We start from the raw sequence: 17,494 nt of genomic DNA, 5'->3' as shown, positions 1-17,494 counted from the left end.
TGTAAATGGGTTGGTCGTCAGTTGTAACCGACTCAATGTGCCACCGTAAAGAAACCTGTCTGGTTTATGAAAACAGCCCTTTTTGTCACCGACTGCTCTGTCGACTCTGCGCTTACCGTACGTAACTGGCTTTCCGCTCATTCACACCAGCCTGTTCGTTTAACCGTAGTGTTACCCTACGACATCGATGAAGGGCAGCCGTTAGACAAAAAGAGTTTGCAATCTGCCCGATCGGAAGCGGGTAGCCGACTAAAAAACTGGTCTGCGCTGCTGGGCGACACCGATCCTGGCAGTCTGGTGGTCGAACCACTGCTGGCCAGTCCGGAACTGGCAATCAGTATGCACCTGCTCATTCGCCGTTATGACTACTGGCTGGTCGAAGACTGGTCGCTGGTTGAAAATGCTACCCTGTCGTCCATTTTGAATCAACCTGCCTTACAAACCCGGCCGCTGGCCATCGACCTGGCCCCTGCGCTGGTTACGGTCTAACTTCCTGAAGTTTCATTCGGGTTCGCTGCTCATAAATTTGTATAACGTTCCGGCTTATCCAGCACCCGCCAGCAGGTGTTTTCTAGTGTCTTCTTTCGGGGCCGCATTTGCGGCCTTTTTGTTTTGGCCATCTGGAACATAACTGGTGGTAAGTAGTGACCTTGCTCAGTAGTGTTCCGGCAAATATATGTCCAAAGTCATACCAACCCATGAGTCGCATCATTCGTGAAATTTTATTTCATTGACAATTTTGGTGTGTTAAGCTTTATACCTGTCTCTTTATGAATATTGCCTTTTTTAGTACGCTCTCCTTTGAGCAGGGCTGGGTCGATCCGTACAGTGCTCATCACCGGATTACGTATATTTCCGAAAGGCTGACGACCCAAACGGCTCATTTGGCTCAGGGACATAAGGCGGTTTGCGTTTTCGTCAATGACGACCTTAGTCGCCCCGTACTTACGCTGCTGAAGGAAATGGGCGTAGCCATAGTGGGTATGCGGTGTATGGGAACAGATAATGTAGACACCAGGGCAATTGCCGAGCTGGGTATGACGCTGCTGCATACCAGCTATTCGCCCCATTCCATTGCGGAGCATACCGTTGCGCTGCTGATGGGTATAGTGCGGCATCTGCCCACTGCCCATCAACGGGTGCAGATGGGTAACTTCGCTATCGATGGCCTGATGGGCTATGACCTCCACGGCAAAACGGTTGGGGTGGTTGGAACGGGCCACATCGGCAAGGCATTTATCCGGATTATGCTGGGCTTCGGTTGTAAAGTACTGGCCAACGATCTCTACCTCGACCGTAGACTAACGGAAATGGGGGTAAGCTACCTGTCGCTGCCGGAACTCCTGCAACGGGCAGATGTCGTTTCGCTGCACTGCCCCTTAAATTTTGCTACTCAGCACCTGATAAATGCGCAGACCCTTTCATTGATGAAGCAAAGCGCCATTCTGGTCAATACCGGGCGCGGAGGTCTGGCTGACACCAACGCCGTACTCGACGCACTGGATACCGGAAAGCTGGCTGGCTACGCGGCTGATGTATACGAACGGGAACGTGACTATTTCCACTATGACTTTTCAAATAAATCCATAATCGATCATGTCCTGAATCGGCTTCGAAAACATCCTAAGGTGCTCCTGACGGCTCATCAGGGCTTTCTAACCGAAGATGCGCTACGCCAGATCGCACTGGGCCTGATCAATCAATTCAGCTTTTTTGATAACCAGCAGACCGCTTCTATTACGAAAGCGTCGATGTGCTAACCCCACTTATACAGAAAGCCGGGTGCCCGGCCTGTGTGGTCCGGATTCTCAATCTCACCGCACAGGCCGGGCACCCGGTCGTTATTGCCCGGCCCGCATAACCAGCACGGGTATATGCGTATGATTCAGCACATCTTCGGCCACACTGCCGGATAGGAGATGAAGGAGACCTTTATGCCCATGCGTAAACAGCACAATCAGATCGGCTTTAATCTCCTTGGCATAGTCAATGACGCCCTGCGGTACGGTTTTGGCGTGATGAATTACAAGTTCAAACTTCGTAATGCCTTGCACAGCAGCGAACTCATTGACCCACTCACGTATGCCTTCAGGATCGCGGTTGTCGGAGGGCGTCATCACGTACAGGAACTGGTGCAGCCCAGTTTCACCCACCTGAAAAGGAACGTGGTAAATAGACTTTAGCCGATCGTCAACATCGACGGCGCAGACGATATTTTGGGGCTGGAAGTTCGGGGTAGCGTGCTTAACCACCAATACCGGGCAGTGCGCGTATCGAACAACGACTTCGGCATTGGAACCAATTAACCACTCGTCCAGACCGTCCGCACCCTTTGAACTCATCACAATCAGATCGGCTGGCTGGGTGGTAATGTTATCAACCAGTGGCTGCCCGTTGGTAAGTAGGATTGGGGTGATGGTAACGTCCGCGTAAGCCGGATTTTCGGCGATTTGTCTAAGCATTTCGCGGGCATCTTCCTCCAGTAGCCGGTAAGTTAGCAGGGTATTTTCGGTAACAATAGTTAGCGCTTCGGCATAAACGGGAGTAGGCAGCGGCATTGGGTAGTTCACCGAATGCAGCAGTCTGATTTCGCTCCCGTTGGTTCGGGCCAGACTGACCGCAACCGACAGGGCTGCCTCGGTTATAGGGCTAAAATCGGTTGGGACAAGGATAGTTTTCATGCAACTGTTCGTTAAATGACCCCACAAAGGAACACGTCTTATTTAGCCCGTTACCTGAGTACCGCCAGTTGCTCACCTGATTGACGTCAGGTGAGCAAAATCAATTCATCAACTGATACAACTTCGGGATTGGAGCTATGGCCATTCGTAGCTTTGACGCTTCACATAAATCTGATCTTCACTATGTTACGTGACCTTTCGCCCGAAGTAACGGACCATTTGCTGAGCACACAGTTTTTTGGTCGTATTGGCTGCGCTGCCGATGGGCAGGTGCTGGTGTTGCCGGTTAGCTATCTATATGACGGACAAGCTATTTATGGGCATACCTACGAAGGAACGAAAACCCGGCTACTGCGCAAAAACCCGGCCGTTTGTTTCGAGGTCGATGACATCAGTGGGCCTTCTGCCTGGCGCAGTGTGGTTGTGCACGGTGTTTATGAAGAGCTGGAAGGCGATGAACGGCGGTATGCCGAACAAAGGCTGGGTCCGGGGCGGATCGCTCCTGTTAAAGAATTGGCAGGCGGAGAAACGGACGCCGAACTACCGGCTGCTAACGTGGTATACCGAATTCGGATCCTCAGCAAGACAGGCCGAAGCGAGATGAAATCGGGATTGTAAGTGATTGGGTAGTAGCCGCGAATAATGAATGACCAGCCAAACGTATGAAAACAATGAAGTTATCCAAATTTTGGGGCTGCTTGCAGCTTGTCTTACTGGCTACGATTCCCTGGTCGTGTGCAGATCACAGGCCATTAACAAATACTGAAGCATTGCTAACCGGTTGTACGGCGGGGTGGAAACTGGTGAATCGAAAATTTACCAGTTCTACCCTCAACTTCCCGAATCTTGATTGCTACCGGCTCATTTTTCGAACCGATCATAATCTGGTGGAAGATCAAAGTCGATGCGGGAACGGCAACGACAAACAGGTGCTCGGTAACTGGTCGTCTACCGAAACGACGCTGGCAATGCCCGTACTTCAGTATACTCCCGGATACGCAACAGCGTATCGGTTAGATGAGTTGTCTGCCACTACACTGGTGTTTAGCTGGCAGCGGGGCGGACCCGATCGGTACATAGAAACCTGGACGTGCCCCTAGTTTCACGACCGATCCTACCCGTTGACTTTTTTGTTGTGATTCACAGTGATTTTAATCACCGGATGCGGTGATTAACAGCATAATCCGTTCAGGCGGACCTGCCTATTTTTGTTAAGGAAAATTAGTAGAGCTGAGAGAGTTAATAGGATTAGTATCGTGGTAACCACATACTAACTGGAGATGGGGAATTAGAAAAAAGCCTGTAGCAAAATTGCTGCAGGCTTTTTAGTTGTTGATCGTTGGTAAGTGATTATTCATTGATAGAATAACTACTCACTATTCAGAGAACAGGGTGCCATTTTCTGTACACGTCGGGATACACCTCAATAGCGCCCGCTTCGTCAATGTCGAGCACATTATAGGTTGTAATAACGGGCACCGATGTGGGCAGAGAAACCGTTTTAGGGCTGGCATTTTTAGGGCAGATTGTCAGATAGTCCGCTTTAAAACGGGTGTAGCCCAGCAGCAGGTTAGCTAGTTCGGCCGGTTGCTCAACCCGAATGCAGCCGTGGCTCAATTGCCGGGTTTCGCTGGTGAAAGCGTGTCGGGCGTTGGTATCGTGGAGGTAAACGTCGTAGGGGCTGTTTACATTAAACTTCAGTACCCCCAAGGCATTGGCACAACCGGTCAACTGCCGCAGCCGGTAGGGGAACGAACCGTTGTAAACCGATGATGCCGGTACTGACCAGTTTACCGTTTTGGGGTCTACTACCTGCCCTTTTGCATCAATAACTTCCAGATTCAGAAAGGTCAGTACCAGCGTTGGGTTTTTCTGAATCCTGGGCAGCATTTCCCTGACCAGAATCGAACGGGGTACATTCCAGTATGGATACATGACCAGGCTGGGAATAAAGGCGGTGAATAAGGGCGTTGGCGTATCGGCTTTACCAACAACAACCCGACTTGTCAGCAGCGTTCTTCCTTGCCGGTCGATAACCCGGAGCATTGCCGACGGTATGTTGACAACAATACGTCTGCTATTGCGAAATCGGTTTAGCCAGCGGTACGTATTGAGCGTTTCGTGTACCTGTTCGAGTGTAAGGGAGTCGGTCATGTAATCATCGATCAGGCAGCGCATGCAGTACTCTTTTAACTGCCGGTAGCTTCGATCCGGCGATTCGAGCGAATCCAGCAATGGACACCAGTCGTCTCCGGCCATAAACAAACGTGTGAGCCGGTTCAGGCGTAGGGTATCCATCGACTCCGCAACACCCTGATAGCCCATATGGCGGGGTGTTCGGCCATAAATGATCTCTTTAAAATAACGCTTCAGGCAGGCTGGGTCGGGCGCGCTGCACAAGGTGTCTATTCCAATAGAAGCAGCATACCGACGAAGCCGGGACCAGTCGGCAGCGGGTTGGGCATTTACGGAACTGGCAATGAATGAGAACAGCAGCAGAATACTCAATAATCGGCCCATAAGTAACAGATTGTGAGGAGATAAACAGAGCTGTAAAGGTGGATTCATTCTTTCGGTTCACTATTGACCGGCTTCAGTTTTTAGTTTGAATACTATCATTTTTAGACCTGACAGCCATCAGGTAGCAAATCATGCTCATCGGCCACATTTGTCCTGTTCTTTTTAATTTCAATAAGGCCATGACATTTGAACCGACTTCCCATCTACTGGCTTTTGTGCTGCCGATGTCCTTCAAAAAAGGGGATGTAACTTTTGTCGCTCCGGCAACGGGCGAAGACGTTCGGGTACCGATCGCAGACAGCAACCGGCCCCGGAAAGTTGTATCTACTGACCAACTGGCCAAAGGTGTCTGGCGGGCTATGCTGCACTGGACCGACGGGCAGCAGCAGTACCAGGATGAGCAGCAGATCATTGTCACCTAAAAAACTACCATGACCCACTGACTACCTACAGCCATGTATAAGATCTTACTATTGACCGATTTTTCAGCGGCTTCACGGCACGCTATTGCCTACACGCAGGCTTTATTTGCCAATACAGCAGCGGACTTCTGTTTGCTGAACGCCTTCCCGCTCGAACCGGAAGTGGGATTCGCCGGCGCTTTTCTGATTGTGGAAGAGCGGGAGCAGGCCGAAAAGTCGTTGATTGCTTTCCGGCATGACGTGACGCAGCAACCGGTGCCAGTCCATCATACGTACCGAACGGTAGTCATACCGGGCAGTCCGGAGGCCTCGGTGGATGTCATGCTGCACCAGGAACATTTCGACCTGGTGGTAGTAGGAGCCACAGGCGATGGCCGCAGTGAGCTCCTGGGCAGCGTTGCCACTGCCACCATTCGAACTGCAACAACGAATGTGCTGGTTGTACCTGCTACATGCCCCATCCGTCCGCTCGAACGGATCGTGCTGTCGACCGACTACCGGTCGGTCAATGACGCGGAGTCGTTTGGGATTCTCGCTGACATCGCCAGTCGGAAAGGCGCTCAGCTTACGCTGTTGACGATCGATAAATCCGGCACACCCGGAGCCAGTGAGTTAAGTCGGCAGTATGTAGAGCAGGCATTCGACGCGGTTCCAACGGATTCGTATGTCATTCATGACGACAATGTGCTGCATGGCATCAATGCCTACCTGGATGCCCACACGGTCGATTTGCTGGTGATGCTGCCTCACCACAAAGGGTTTCTCGATGTGTTGCGAAACAACAGTGTGACGCGTTCGGTAGCCTATCATCCGCGCGTTCCCTTGCTGACGCTGTATGATGCAGTACCCGAAAAAACGGCCGCGTCCGGGCAGGACAACCTGCCATTGGCAACCTACCTTTAACCGATTCCCTCAAGAAAGTGGAAAGATGCCGCCAACTCACCGGTGTCCATTTAGTGCAGCGCATCCGGCGAAAGGAATTGGAACGGGCTCTCCAGGAGGTTGATTTATGGGAGGAGTTGTCGTACATGGTTCTCCAGCCAACGTTTTAAGCCTAACAGACAGGTACTAAATCACAGCGCCCCAGGGGCACAGAGGTTTCAGGACGAAACGGCTCTGTGCCCCTGGGGCGCTGTGGCTAACTAACGGCTTACAATACCCGACGGCATCCTGCTGTAAGCCCTTAAACGATTACCGGTTTCTGCTGCTGATTGATCCAGTTCAGCAGGCGGTCAACGTCGGCTTTGTGGAAAAGTTCGGTGCCGGGATTCATGGTGGCAGCTGTCCCGCAGGCTACCCCCAGTCGAATCATGTCGGAGGGTAATTTGCCCTGCGAAAGGGCGTAAACCATTCCGCCAACCAGACTGTCGCCCGCGCCCACGGTACTGATTTTCTTTACCGGCGGGGCCTGTACCAACTCCTGCCCATTTCGGGTGATTAACAGGGCACCCAGTGGCCCCAGCGATACCACCACAATTTCGCAGTTACCCGCCTGGATGAGCGTATTGGCGGCTTCCGCGATGTGTTCGGTTTCGAGCCGTTCGACGCCAACCAGGCGGGCCAGTTCGCCCACATTGGGTTTAATCATGAATACGCCTTCAGTAAGAGCCATTTGTAAGGATTCTCCGGCCGCATCGAGCACTAGCCGGGTACCGAGATCTTTGGCGATACGGGCGATGCGGGCATAAAAATCGACGGGTAGTCCCGGTGGTAAACTGCCGCTGGCTACCAGATAGTCGATGGGTCCGGGCAGTGTTCGCAAACGTGACAGGCAGGCACTGGCTTCGCCGGGACTTAGGGTAGGGCCGGGCGTTCCAAAGCGAAACTGTTGATTGGGAATGGTTTCGGTGACGACGAAACACTCGCGTGTGAGACCGTCAATGCCAATAGTCTCGTAATGGATGCCTTCTCTCTCTACCAACTCCTGAAGCCGGAGCCCCGTTGACCCTCCGGAGGTAAACAGCGCCAGCGACTCACCACCCAGTCGATGAATGGCTTTGGACACATTGATACCGCCACCCCCTGCATCGTAGCGGGGCTGAGAGCAGTGAATCTTCTGTTCGGGAATCAGCCGGTCCGTTGTCATACTGATATCTACGGCCGGGTTGAGCGTGAGGGTTACAAGCATTTCGGTAAGATTAATGTCCAGAGGAACCACTGCCTTGTCTCGGGTTGTCGGGCTGTTGCTCCGGACGTGTTGCGGTAAAAGTGACGAGTTCGCAATTAACTCAGTATGATGCAAATTGGCTCGTCAACTGATCGGTATCATCTTTTGTCCGGAAGGGGGCATGTACGTTTGCACTATCATCATTTACAACGTGTCAAACATGGTTCCATCAACGATGAAAGCGGCTGTTCTGCATGGATATGGCCAGCCATTACAACTCGAAACAATTCCGGTGCCCGCTGTTGGCCCCGGTCAGATATTGGTTAAAGTAGCCGCGTGTGGGGTTTGTCATACTGATTTACACGCTATTGACGGCGACTGGCCCGTAAAAGCCACATTGCCTCTCATTCCCGGTCACGAAGGTGTAGGTACCGTGGTGGCAGTGGGCGCGGGCGTAACGCACATCCACGAAGGCGACCGCGTGGGTGTCCCCTGGCTCTACTCGGCCTGCGGGCACTGCGAGTACTGCTATTCCGGCTGGGAAACGCTGTGCCACAATCAGCAAAATACGGGCTATTCGGTGCAGGGAAGCTATGCCGAATACGTAGTCGCCAACCCCGATTATGTAGGGCATATTCCTGATGGGTTGTCGTTCATTGATGCCGCACCTATCCTTTGCGCCGGTGTTACGGTGTACAAAGGGTTGAAAGAAACGGAAGTGAAACCGGGCGAATGGGTAGTCATTTCGGGTATTGGCGGGCTGGGGCACCTGGCCGTTCAATACGCCAAAGCAATGGGCATGCACGTGGTGGCGGTCGACATCAGTCCCGAAAAACTGGCGCTGGCGAAGGAAGTCGGCGCCGACCTAACCATAAACGCTGCTACTGAAGACCCCGCAGCCATCGTGCAGGCTCAAATTGGGGGAGCGCATGGCGTGCTGGTGACGGCTGTTTCCCGAACGGCATTCACACAGGGCGTCGATATGCTGCGCCGGAAAGGAACGCTCTCGCTGGTGGGTTTGCCGCCGGGCGATTTCGATGTAAATATCTTCGACGTAACGCTGAACCGGAAAACCATTCGTGGCTCCATTGTAGGTACCCGTCAGGATTTGACCGAAAGTCTGGCCTTCACTGCAGACGGAAAAGTACACGTCCATTACCGGACGGATCGTCTGGATAACATCAACCAGGTGATGACTGATCTGAAAGCCGGACACATTGACGGGCGCGTCATTCTTGATTTTCAGTGAAAAAGACCAGCTACCCCTCATTACTTAAACTTCAATTCTGCCTTTTAACTGGGAATCCAGTAGAATGAGCTTTACTTTTGCGCCATGAAATCGGTCGTGGCGCTTTTTTTGGGTATGCTGATGCTGGCGGGTAGTCTGTTTCCACAAACCGACGTCGAGGAGGTATACAAACTCCCCGGACTGGTCACTCATTACAAGCTGCACAAGCAGGCGGCCGGCGACGACTTCGATTTCTGGCAGTTTCTGGAACTTCACTACAATATAGCTTCCAAACACGCCAAAACCCCGCATAAGGGAGTCAAGCTGCCCATGTACAATCATCTTTCATCGGGTTTTGTCTTTGTCCTGACGCAGTTGCACTGGCACCCCAGCGTGGTTGCCGGATTGGTTATTCTGCTGCCCGTACGGTTTTCTTACGAGAATCTGTATTCGTTTCAAACAGCCTCTCCGCTGTTTCAGCCGCCCCAACTAGGCTAACTCTCTTTTCTTGTTGTCAGGCCGTCCGAACCTGTGCTGTATCGGCACGGGCACCGGTTACGTGGCATTTTTACTCAACGAGTTAGTCTATCATGCTGCAAAAAATCATTCAGTTCAGCATCCGCCAGAAATTGATGGTGGTGCTGGGCGTCGCGGCACTCATTGCCTGGGGAACCTATGCCCTGCGGCAACTGCCCATCGACGCTATCCCCGATATTACCAACAATCAGGTCCAGGTAATTACCCAGGCTCCCTCGCTGGCGGCTCAGGAAACCGAACAGTTTATCACATTTCCGCTCGAAACAACGCTCCGAAATGTACCGGGCGTTACGGAAATCCGGTCTATTTCCCGATTTGGGCTTTCCGTTATTACGGTAGTCTTTGACGAGTCGACACCAACGTTCCTTGCCCGGCAACTGGTGACCGAACAACTCAAAACCGTGGAGGCCGAACTAACGGCGGGTACCCCGCAACTGGCGCCGGTAACTACTGGCCTAGGAGAAATCTATCAATATGTTGTCCGCCCGAAAGAGGGTTTTGAAGGGCGGTATTCGGCCACCGATCTACGGACTATTCAGGACTGGCTCATCAAACGCCAACTGGCGGGTGTGTCGGGTGTGGTGGACATTAGTAGTCTGGGCGGTTACCTGAAAGAGTACGAAGTCCGCATCGACCCCGAGCGTCTCCGGGGTATGAACACGACCCTGACCGAAGTCGTCGATGCGCTGGCTGCTAACAACGCCAATACCGGGGGCAGCTACATCGAAAAAGGCCCGGAAGCGTTCTTCATCCGGGGTGAAGGGATGGTGAAAAATCCTGAAGAAATTGGGCAGATCGTTGTGAAAAACGCCGGTCCAACGCCCATTCTTATCCGCGATGTGGCGCAGGTGGACATTGGACACGCCGTTCGCTACGGTGCCATGACCCGCAACGGTCGGGGCGAAGTGGTGGGAGGAATCGTGCTGATGCTGAAAGGCGCATCGTCCGAAAAAACCATCGAAGGGGTAAAAACACGCATCGCTGAAATTCAGAAAAGCCTGCCCGCCGGACTCGTAATTGAGCCGTTTCTGGACCGGAAGGTACTCATCGACAAGGCTATTCATACCGTTGCCAAAAACCTGCTGGAAGGCGGCCTCATCGTTATGGCCGTGCTGCTGCTGCTGTTGGGCAACTGGCGGGCGGGTCTTGTGGTGGCATCGGTTATCCCGCTTTGTATGCTCTTCGCCCTGGGGATGATGCATGTCTTTGGTGTGTCGGCCAACCTCATGAGCCTGGGTGCCATCGACTTCGGATTGCTGGTCGATGGTGCGGTGATCATCGTAGAAAGTATGATTTTTCAGATTGTGCATACGCAGGCCACCCGGTCGCAGTCGATGGACGAGATTGCACTGGATTCGTCCAGTCGGCTGATGCGTTCGGCTCTTTTTGGTCAGCTTATTATCCTGATCGTCTACGTGCCGATTCTGTCGCTGACGGGTATTGAGGGCAAGATGTTTCGTCCGATGGCGCTAACGGTTGGGTTTGCCATCATCGGCGCTATGGTGCTGTGCGTAACCTACGTGCCTATGATCGCGGCAACGCTTCTCCGCAAAGACATCAGGGAGGAGGGCACCCTGGCCGACCGGATCATGAAAGCCCTCTATCGGGTGTACGCTCCCTTGCTGAACGGAGCCTTGCGCTGGCGGAAAGGTATTCTGGCCGCATCGGTTCTGCTGTTGGCCGGAGCCGTCTGGCTGTTCGGAAGAATGGGCGGGGAGTTTATTCCTAATCTCGACGAGGGCGACATCGCCATCAGCCTGACGCTCAAACCCGGCTCGTCGCTGTCGCAAACGGTTGAAACGACCCGCCGGATGGAGACGATTCTCAAGAACGGCTTTCCCGAGGTGAACGAGGTTATCTCCAAAATCGGGACAGCCGAAATTCCTACCGATCCCATGCCCATCGAAGCTGCCGACGTGATGGTGCTGCTCAAAGAACCCGCCGACTGGACAACGGCATCGACCAAAGAAGAATTGATTCGGAAGATGGAACGGGCGCTGAGTGTGCTGCCCGGCCTTAATCTGGAGTTTACCCAGCCCATTCAGCTTCGGTTCAATGAGCTGATGACGGGCGTGAAGTCGGACATTGCCGTCAAGATTTACGGCGAAGACCTGAACGTACTGTTCGCCAAAGCCAATCAGGCCGCGGCTAAACTGAAAGCTATTCCCGGCGTGGCCGATCTGAAAGTGGAGCAGATCAGCGGGTTGCCGCAAATGCTCGTTTCGTACAACCGCCCCCGGCTGGCTCAATACGGCGTATCGGTGGCGAGCCTGAACCGGGTGTTGAAAGCGGCCTTTGCGGGCGAAACGGCAGGGGTGGTTTTCGAAGGTGAAAAACGCTTCGACCTGGTCGTGCGGCTCGACAGCACCTATCGGCAGGACATCGATAACATACGGCAACTCTACGTCGACCTGCCCAACGGCCAGCAGGTGCCGCTGGATCAACTGGCGTCGATCACCTACAAAAACGCCCCCATGCAGATCTCCCGCGACAACGCCCGTCGGCGCATCACCATCGGGATCAACGTGCGCGGTCGGGATGTGGAAAGTCTGGTTGGCGAGATGAAAGCGGTACTCGACAAAGATGTGCCGCTACCGCCAGGGTACAGTTACACCTATGGCGGGCAGTTCGAAAACCTGGTTAAGGCCAAAGAGCGGCTGGCCGTTGCCGTGCCGCTGGCATTGGTCATGATTGGCCTGCTGCTGTTCTTTACCTTCGGCTCAATAGGGCAGGCACTTATGATTTTTACGGCCATTCCGCTCTCGGCCATTGGGGGCGTACTGGCGCTGTGGGTGCGGGGCATGCCGTTCAGTATTTCGGCGGGCGTTGGATTCATTGCTCTGTTTGGTATTGCGGTACTCAACGGGATTGTGCTGATCAGCTATTTCAACCAGCTCGAAGCGGAGGGCGTGAGCAATGTTATGGACCGTGTGAGGCAGGGGACGGCGGTGCGGTTTCGGCCTGTGGTCATGACAGCCGCCGTGGCGTCGATGGGTTTTCTGCCAATGGCCCTGTCTACCTCCGCCGGTGCCGAAGTGCAGAAACCACTGGCAACCGTGGTTATCGGCGGACTCGTATCGGCTACGTTGCTGACACTGGTGGTGCTACCGGTTATTTACAGTCTGGTTGCTACCCGGAAAGCGCATCCTCCGCATCAGGTGGAAGTGACCGGCCAGCCGCAGGTGATCGAGTAATGCTCCGGTACGGTTCCCAAAGAGTCACGATCAATCAGAAATTCATACGGAGAATTGCCCCACCGACTCTCCGCTAAACGCATCAATTATGAACAAAAAACACATAAAACGTCTGAGCACATGGCTGCTGGCCGCACTGGCTGGTTTGACGGCCTGTTCGTCGCCCGCTGATAAACCGGAGGAGAAGACAGGCGAAACATCGGCTCAGCCAAAAAACACAGTTACCATCAGTGCGGCTCAATTTCGGGAAACGGGTATCCAGTTGGGTGGTCCGGATACCCTGACCCTGGGCGCAACGATTCAGGCAACGGGTAAACTCGAAGCGCCCCCCGACCAATGGGCTACAGTGAGTGCGCCGATGGGCGGCTTTGTGCGATCGGCCCGGCTGGTGGAGGGCGATTTCGTGCATAAAGGACAGGTGCTGGCCGTGCTGGAACACCCCGATTATGTGAAACTTCAGCAGGAGTATTTACAGGCCATTGCCCGAAGTCGGTTTGAGCGGCAGGAACTGGATCGGCAAACGGAACTGAATCGGGAAGAAGTCGGTGCCCGCCGGAAACTCCAGCAGTCGACGGCAGAGTTCGAAACGACACAAGCACTGCTCAGCTCGCTGGAGGCTCAACTGGCGCAACTGCACATCCCGCTCGAAACCCTGCGAAGAGGCACCATCAGCCGTACTATTCCGTTGCTGGCCCCCATCAGCGGCTATGTCGACAAAGTAAACCTGCGGCTCGGTCAGTTCGTGGGAACAACCGATGTGCTGGTCGAAATTGTCAGCAAAGAGCATTTGTACCTGGAACTTCGGGTGTTTGAGAACGATATCCGGCATGTGCGCGAAGGCCAGCTCGTTCGGTTTACCATCCCGCAGCAGCAGTCGGGCGAAATGCAGGCGAAGGTGTACCGGGTAGGGCAGGCTTTCGATGCCCAGACAAAAACAATTCTGGTTCACGCCAATTTGCTGCCAAATCCGCAGGGGCGTCTCTTTGCGGGTTCCTACGTGCGGGCCACCATCCTGTCCGATCCCCGCAAAGTAGTGGCCCTGCCGGAAGATGCGCTCGTCAATCAAAGTAACCAGACCTTTGTGTATGTTCGGGAGGCTGACGGTCCCGCCGGAATGTATCGGTTCAGGTTGATTCCGGTACAAACCGGGCTTACCCAAAACCATCGGACAGAAGTTAGGTTACCATCTACAATAAACCCATCGTCGATAGTCCGGCAGGGGGCTTACTTCATCAGTGCCGAACGGGCCAAAACCGCCGGTTGACAAAGAAGCTTGCAACCTGGCCGACTACGTCCGAGTGCACATAAATCCTGTCTTACACCCTAACGTCCACGTTCGGGTTACACATGAATCAATTGAAATAATAGCTGTCTGACAATAGAAGAAATCAATGGAAGAACAACTTAAGCCTCATCAGGCAGAACGGGGGCAGAAGTCGACGCTGGTGGGTATAGCTGTCAATATCGGGTTGGTATTGGTGAAAGGAACAGCCGGATGGCTGGGCAACTCGTACGCACTTATTGCCGATGCCATGGAATCGGCCACCGATATAGTGACCTCTATCTTTGTGTGGGTGGGTCTGCGAACGGCGGCCCGCGCTCCCGATCAGAACCACCCGTACGGGCATGGCAAAGCCGAACCGCTGGCGGCTATCGTCGTGGCCTTTGCCCTGGTAGGGGCGGCCATTCTCATTGCCGTGCAAAGTATTCAGAACATACGCGTACCCCATGAAACACCGGCCCCGTTTACACTGGCGGTGCTGGCGGGCGTTGTGCTTGTAAAGGAAGTCCTGTTCCGGCGTGTTGCCCAGGTAGGACAGGAAACGGAAAGCAGCGCGGTGAAAGCCGATGCCTGGCACCACCGAAGTGACGCCATCACGTCGCTGACGGCCTTTGTCGGCATCAGCATTGCCCTCATTGGCGGACCGGGCTACGAAAGCGCCGACGACTGGGCGGCTCTGCTGGCATCGGGTTTTATCGTTTACAATGCCTACCATATTTTCCGTCCGTCTTTCGGCGAAATCATGGACGAAACACCCGAAGGCGACTGGCAACAGGAATTACAAACGCTCGCCATGACCGTGCCGGAGGTGAAGGGCATCGATAAATTTCGGGTACGCAAAACAGGATTCGAATACTTCGTTGATCTGCACGTGCGGGTTCCCGGCAACCTGACCGTTAGCCAGGGGCACGACATCGCCCACGCAGTGAAAGCCGCCATTCTGGATGCCAGGCCCGCCGTTTACGACGTACTGGTGCACATTGAGCCCGTTTGATTTTTTATTATTAAGACGTGGCAGGTTCTACGGGTAGAACCTGCCACCAAGGCAACGGTGCTTAGTAGACCGAGACATTGTCCAGTCCACCTACGTCGGGTCCGCTCCGGAATTCGCCCCGAATGTATAGTTCAGTTAAATTTTCCAGCATCTGATGGATGTCCGCCTGGGTGGCTGCGGCTTTCCCCTTTTTCCAGCCTTGCACTTCATCCAGCTTCACGGCATAATTCGTCCAGGTGGTTTTGGGATGGTAGGGGGTATTGAAAGTCAGTTTTGTGGTACCATCCGTCATGATCAGATCATCGAAATCCATCTGAGTATCGGTTGCCGACTGCTTGAGGTCAAAGCGCAGGGTTCGCCCGTAGCTAAACCGAACCTGTCTGACAAACTGGGCAGAGGCCACAAAATACCAGGCACTATCCGCATTATCGACGCCTTCCAGATACCCGCCCGGGTTGCCGCCGGCTGGTCTGTACTGCTCTTTCCCGCCCTTATTGACGTGCCAGCCCTCGTTATCGCTGTCGAACCCGTTGAAGCCCGGAGATGCGATGGTGGTGATGGGGGGCTCCGTACACCCTGCCATTAGTGCGACGAGAATGCCTGCAGCAATACCGGGTTTAAGAAAGGGAAGTCTTGCCAGACGGAAAGCCATTAAAAAAATCCTTTATCACGAAATGTTAGATTGTACCTGTAATGCGCTGCCAAACTGTAAAGAAGACGACGGCCTACCCAGCCATAATTATAGTCTGATACTTAATTAACGTTTGACGCAGTTCATTACAAACTGATCAGGCCAGTCGGTTCGCTTTCCACTTGCTTTTGGCGACTGTTGCAGCAGCGGGTGCGCCATTACTTTTAGGCTTGCTGGTCTCCATCAGCCACGCGGCCAGCACGGCAGCCAACTGCTGCTCGGTGGCATTGGGGGCGGGGTTTAGTTTGTCGGGGGTGAAGTACTTGCCAACAAAACCTGTATCGAACTGGCCCGATCGGAAAGCCTCGTGCTCCATCACAAATCGGCAGAACGGCAAAGTCGTTTGAACACCCGAAATCTGGTACTCGTCGATGGCCCGGATCATTTTCTGAATGGCCTCTTCCCGCGTGTCGCCGTAAGTGATGAGTTTGGCAATCATGGGATCGTAATAAATTGGAATCACCATGCCCTGCTCAAACCCATCGTCAACCCGAACGCCGTTGCCCTGGGGGCGGATGTACGTGTCGAGCGTACCCACATCGGGCAGGAAGTTGTTGGCGGGGTCTTCGGCATAGACGCGTACTTCAACGGCATGGCCTTTAATCGCTAAGTCCTCCTGCCGGATGGCGAGGGGTTTGCCCTCGGCTACGTAAATCATCTGCTTCACCAAATCGACGCCCGTAATCTGCTCCGTAACGGGATGCTCCACCTGAAGGCGGGTGTTCATCTCCAGAAAATAGAAATCGAGGGTATCGTTAACGATAAATTCAACCGTTCCCGCGCCGTAGTAGCCGCAGGCACGGGCTACATCGACGGCGGCCCGGCCCATGGCGTCACGGATTTCGGGCGTCAGGATGGCCGAGGGAGCTTCTTCAACAACTTTCTGGTGCCGGCGCTGTACGGAGCATTCGCGCTCGAACAAATGAATGATGTTGCCATGCTGATCGCCAAGCACCTGAATTTCGACGTGCCTGGGTGACGTGACGTACTTCTCGATAAACACCGACCCATCGCCAAAGGCCGAAATGGCTTCACTCACGGCGCGGTCCATCTGCTCATCGAAATCGGCTTCGCTTTCCACAACCCGCATCCCTTTGCCGCCCCCGCCCGCACTGGCTTTGATCAGGATCGGATAGCCAATCGTTGCGGAGATGGCTTTGGCCTCGGTGCGGTCGGTGATGGCCGATGGCGTACCGGGAACCATCGGAATGTTATAATGAGCAACGGCGGCTTTAGCGGCCAGCTTACTGCCCATCACTTCGATGCTCTCGGGTGAGGGACCAATAAAAATCAACCCGGCTTCGCGAACCGAACGGGCAAAACCGGCATTTTCGGACAGAAAACCGTAGCCCGGATGAATAGCATCGACGTTTAATCGCTTACAAACATCGATAATCACATCTATTTTTAAATACGATTCGGATGAGGGAGCTGGTCCTACACATACCGCTTCATCGGCGTAGCGAACATGGAGGGCATTTCGGTCGGCTTCGGAGTAAATGGCGACGGTCTTGATACCCATTTCGCGGGCAGTCCGCATGATGCGCAAAGCGATTTCGCCCCGATTGGCGACAAGGATTTTCTGAATAGTTGGCACGTTACTACTTGGTAATGTTCAGGATAAATAATCTGGTCGATTCAGGACCGGGATTCTACCGATTTATGGCTTTTCAGGACAATGACCGCCTTTTTAACAACGGATAATCAATAATACGATTTTGTGGCAAAAGGATTATCGAATTGAATTTTCCGGTCGCGAGTTTGTGCGACCGAAAGTTAACCGTATTTTTGCACTTACTCTGTAAAAAACAAGGGTTTGCCCTGATAAACAATAGCAA

General features: G+C 53.6%; 17 protein-coding genes. 12 read left to right on the top strand and 5 right to left on the bottom strand.

The window, feature by feature from the left end:
* Positions 1-66 precede the first annotated feature (66 nt).
* Both ACYVJM_RS08840 and ACYVJM_RS08835 read left to right on the top strand, forming a co-directional pair.
* Complete coding sequence (locus ACYVJM_RS08840; RefSeq protein ID WP_461147860.1) at positions 67-489, top strand: hypothetical protein; 423 nt, start codon at positions 67-69, stop codon at positions 487-489.
* Positions 490-770: 281 nt separating this feature from the next.
* Positions 771-1,760: a 2-hydroxyacid dehydrogenase gene (locus ACYVJM_RS08835; protein WP_461147859.1), complete on the top strand. Its 990-nt coding sequence runs from the start codon at positions 771-773 to the stop codon at positions 1,758-1,760.
* An 81-nt stretch (positions 1,761-1,841) separates the two neighbouring features.
* Here ACYVJM_RS08835 and ACYVJM_RS08830 read toward each other — a convergent pair whose 3' ends face one another.
* Complete coding sequence (locus ACYVJM_RS08830) at positions 1,842-2,681, bottom strand: universal stress protein (RefSeq protein ID WP_461147858.1); 840 nt, start codon at positions 2,679-2,681, stop codon at positions 1,842-1,844.
* Positions 2,682-2,864: 183 nt separating this feature from the next.
* Between ACYVJM_RS08830 and ACYVJM_RS08825 the strand changes: the two genes are divergently transcribed.
* Both ACYVJM_RS08825 and ACYVJM_RS08820 read left to right on the top strand, forming a co-directional pair.
* Positions 2,865-3,299: a pyridoxamine 5'-phosphate oxidase family protein gene (locus ACYVJM_RS08825; protein ID WP_461147857.1), complete on the top strand. Its 435-nt coding sequence runs from the start codon at positions 2,865-2,867 to the stop codon at positions 3,297-3,299.
* A gap of 53 nt (positions 3,300-3,352) precedes the next feature.
* Positions 3,353-3,781 carry a hypothetical protein gene (locus ACYVJM_RS08820; protein WP_461147856.1) on the top strand — a complete coding sequence of 143 codons (429 nt, stop codon included), beginning with the start codon at positions 3,353-3,355 and terminating at the stop codon, positions 3,779-3,781.
* Between the two features lie 280 nt (positions 3,782-4,061).
* Here ACYVJM_RS08820 and ACYVJM_RS08815 read toward each other — a convergent pair whose 3' ends face one another.
* Positions 4,062-5,201: a L,D-transpeptidase family protein gene (locus tag ACYVJM_RS08815; RefSeq protein WP_461147855.1), complete on the bottom strand. Its 1,140-nt coding sequence runs from the start codon at positions 5,199-5,201 to the stop codon at positions 4,062-4,064.
* A gap of 179 nt (positions 5,202-5,380) precedes the next feature.
* On the opposite strand from ACYVJM_RS08815, the gene ACYVJM_RS08810 reads away from it, so the two are divergent.
* Genes ACYVJM_RS08810 through ACYVJM_RS08800 form a run of 3 tightly spaced genes read left to right on the top strand, consistent with a single transcriptional unit; the run spans position 5,381 to position 6,675 of the window.
* Positions 5,381-5,623 (top strand): hypothetical protein, encoded by a 243-nt coding sequence (locus ACYVJM_RS08810; RefSeq protein WP_461147854.1) that lies wholly within the window; start codon positions 5,381-5,383, stop codon positions 5,621-5,623.
* Positions 5,624-5,656: 33 nt separating this feature from the next.
* A complete protein-coding gene (locus tag ACYVJM_RS08805) occupies positions 5,657-6,526 on the top strand; it encodes a universal stress protein (protein ID WP_461147853.1) in 870 nt (289 codons plus the stop codon).
* A 17-nt stretch (positions 6,527-6,543) separates the two neighbouring features.
* On the top strand, positions 6,544-6,675 hold the full coding sequence (locus tag ACYVJM_RS08800; RefSeq protein ID WP_461147852.1) for a hypothetical protein: 132 nt from the start codon (positions 6,544-6,546) through the stop codon (positions 6,673-6,675).
* Between the two features lie 131 nt (positions 6,676-6,806).
* On the opposite strand, the gene ACYVJM_RS08795 is transcribed toward ACYVJM_RS08800, so the two are convergent.
* A complete protein-coding gene (locus tag ACYVJM_RS08795; protein WP_461147851.1) occupies positions 6,807-7,751 on the bottom strand; it encodes a 1-phosphofructokinase family hexose kinase in 945 nt (314 codons plus the stop codon).
* Between the two features lie 199 nt (positions 7,752-7,950).
* Here ACYVJM_RS08795 and adhP point away from each other — a divergent pair, with 199 nt between their 5' ends.
* The 5 genes from adhP to ACYVJM_RS08770 all read left to right on the top strand — a co-directional run bounded on the left by adhP (position 7,951) and on the right by ACYVJM_RS08770 (position 14,965).
* Positions 7,951-8,979, top strand: a complete 1,029-nt coding sequence (gene adhP, locus ACYVJM_RS08790) for an alcohol dehydrogenase AdhP (RefSeq protein ID WP_461147850.1) — start codon at positions 7,951-7,953, stop codon at positions 8,977-8,979.
* Between the two features lie 84 nt (positions 8,980-9,063).
* Positions 9,064-9,456, top strand: coding sequence for a hypothetical protein (locus tag ACYVJM_RS08785; protein WP_461147849.1), 393 nt, complete (start codon positions 9,064-9,066; stop codon positions 9,454-9,456).
* Positions 9,457-9,548: 92 nt separating this feature from the next.
* Positions 9,549-12,689 (top strand): efflux RND transporter permease subunit, encoded by a 3,141-nt coding sequence (locus tag ACYVJM_RS08780; protein ID WP_461147848.1) that lies wholly within the window; start codon positions 9,549-9,551, stop codon positions 12,687-12,689.
* Positions 12,690-12,777: 88 nt separating this feature from the next.
* A complete protein-coding gene (locus tag ACYVJM_RS08775) occupies positions 12,778-13,953 on the top strand; it encodes an efflux RND transporter periplasmic adaptor subunit (RefSeq protein WP_461147847.1) in 1,176 nt (391 codons plus the stop codon).
* A gap of 127 nt (positions 13,954-14,080) precedes the next feature.
* A complete protein-coding gene (locus ACYVJM_RS08770; protein WP_461147846.1) occupies positions 14,081-14,965 on the top strand; it encodes a cation diffusion facilitator family transporter in 885 nt (294 codons plus the stop codon).
* A gap of 61 nt (positions 14,966-15,026) precedes the next feature.
* Here the strand turns inward: ACYVJM_RS08770 and ACYVJM_RS08765 are convergent, their stop codons facing one another.
* Entirely contained in the window at positions 15,027-15,617 is a 591-nt protein-coding gene (locus tag ACYVJM_RS08765) for a laminin B domain-containing protein (protein WP_461147845.1), read from the bottom strand.
* 136 nt (positions 15,618-15,753) lie between these two features.
* Complete coding sequence (accC, locus tag ACYVJM_RS08760; protein WP_461147844.1) at positions 15,754-17,253, bottom strand: acetyl-CoA carboxylase biotin carboxylase subunit; 1,500 nt, start codon at positions 17,251-17,253, stop codon at positions 15,754-15,756.
* Positions 17,254-17,494 lie beyond the last annotated feature (241 nt).

The sequence above is a fragment of the Spirosoma pulveris genome (genome assembly GCF_054781875.1).
The sequence above is the reverse complement of the archived record's forward strand: the minus strand, read 5'-3'. Positions and strand labels throughout refer to the sequence as shown.

What these genes read in the sequence shown, in the direction of transcription:
- ACYVJM_RS08805 (WP_461147853.1), top strand. Translation starts at nt 5,657, where the DNA reads ATGTATAAGATCTTACTATTGACCGATTTTTCAGCGGCTTCACGGCAC.
- ACYVJM_RS08835 (WP_461147859.1), top strand. Translation starts at nt 771, where the DNA reads ATGAATATTGCCTTTTTTAGTACGCTCTCCTTTGAGCAGGGCTGGGTC.
- ACYVJM_RS08770 (WP_461147846.1), top strand. Translation starts at nt 14,081, where the DNA reads ATGGAAGAACAACTTAAGCCTCATCAGGCAGAACGGGGGCAGAAGTCG.
- adhP (WP_461147850.1), top strand. Translation starts at nt 7,951, where the DNA reads ATGGTTCCATCAACGATGAAAGCGGCTGTTCTGCATGGATATGGCCAG.
- ACYVJM_RS08830 (WP_461147858.1), bottom strand. Translation starts at nt 2,681, where the DNA reads ATGAAAACTATCCTTGTCCCAACCGATTTTAGCCCTATAACCGAGGCA.
- ACYVJM_RS08775 (WP_461147847.1), top strand. Translation starts at nt 12,778, where the DNA reads ATGAACAAAAAACACATAAAACGTCTGAGCACATGGCTGCTGGCCGCA.
- ACYVJM_RS08825 (WP_461147857.1), top strand. Translation starts at nt 2,865, where the DNA reads ATGTTACGTGACCTTTCGCCCGAAGTAACGGACCATTTGCTGAGCACA.
- ACYVJM_RS08795 (WP_461147851.1), bottom strand. Translation starts at nt 7,751, where the DNA reads ATGCTTGTAACCCTCACGCTCAACCCGGCCGTAGATATCAGTATGACA.
- ACYVJM_RS08820 (WP_461147856.1), top strand. Translation starts at nt 3,353, where the DNA reads ATGAAGTTATCCAAATTTTGGGGCTGCTTGCAGCTTGTCTTACTGGCT.
- ACYVJM_RS08815 (WP_461147855.1), bottom strand. Translation starts at nt 5,201, where the DNA reads ATGGGCCGATTATTGAGTATTCTGCTGCTGTTCTCATTCATTGCCAGT.
- ACYVJM_RS08765 (WP_461147845.1), bottom strand. Translation starts at nt 15,617, where the DNA reads ATGGCTTTCCGTCTGGCAAGACTTCCCTTTCTTAAACCCGGTATTGCT.
- ACYVJM_RS08785 (WP_461147849.1), top strand. Translation starts at nt 9,064, where the DNA reads ATGAAATCGGTCGTGGCGCTTTTTTTGGGTATGCTGATGCTGGCGGGT.
- ACYVJM_RS08780 (WP_461147848.1), top strand. Translation starts at nt 9,549, where the DNA reads ATGCTGCAAAAAATCATTCAGTTCAGCATCCGCCAGAAATTGATGGTG.
- ACYVJM_RS08840 (WP_461147860.1), top strand. Translation starts at nt 67, where the DNA reads ATGAAAACAGCCCTTTTTGTCACCGACTGCTCTGTCGACTCTGCGCTT.
- ACYVJM_RS08810 (WP_461147854.1), top strand. Translation starts at nt 5,381, where the DNA reads ATGACATTTGAACCGACTTCCCATCTACTGGCTTTTGTGCTGCCGATG.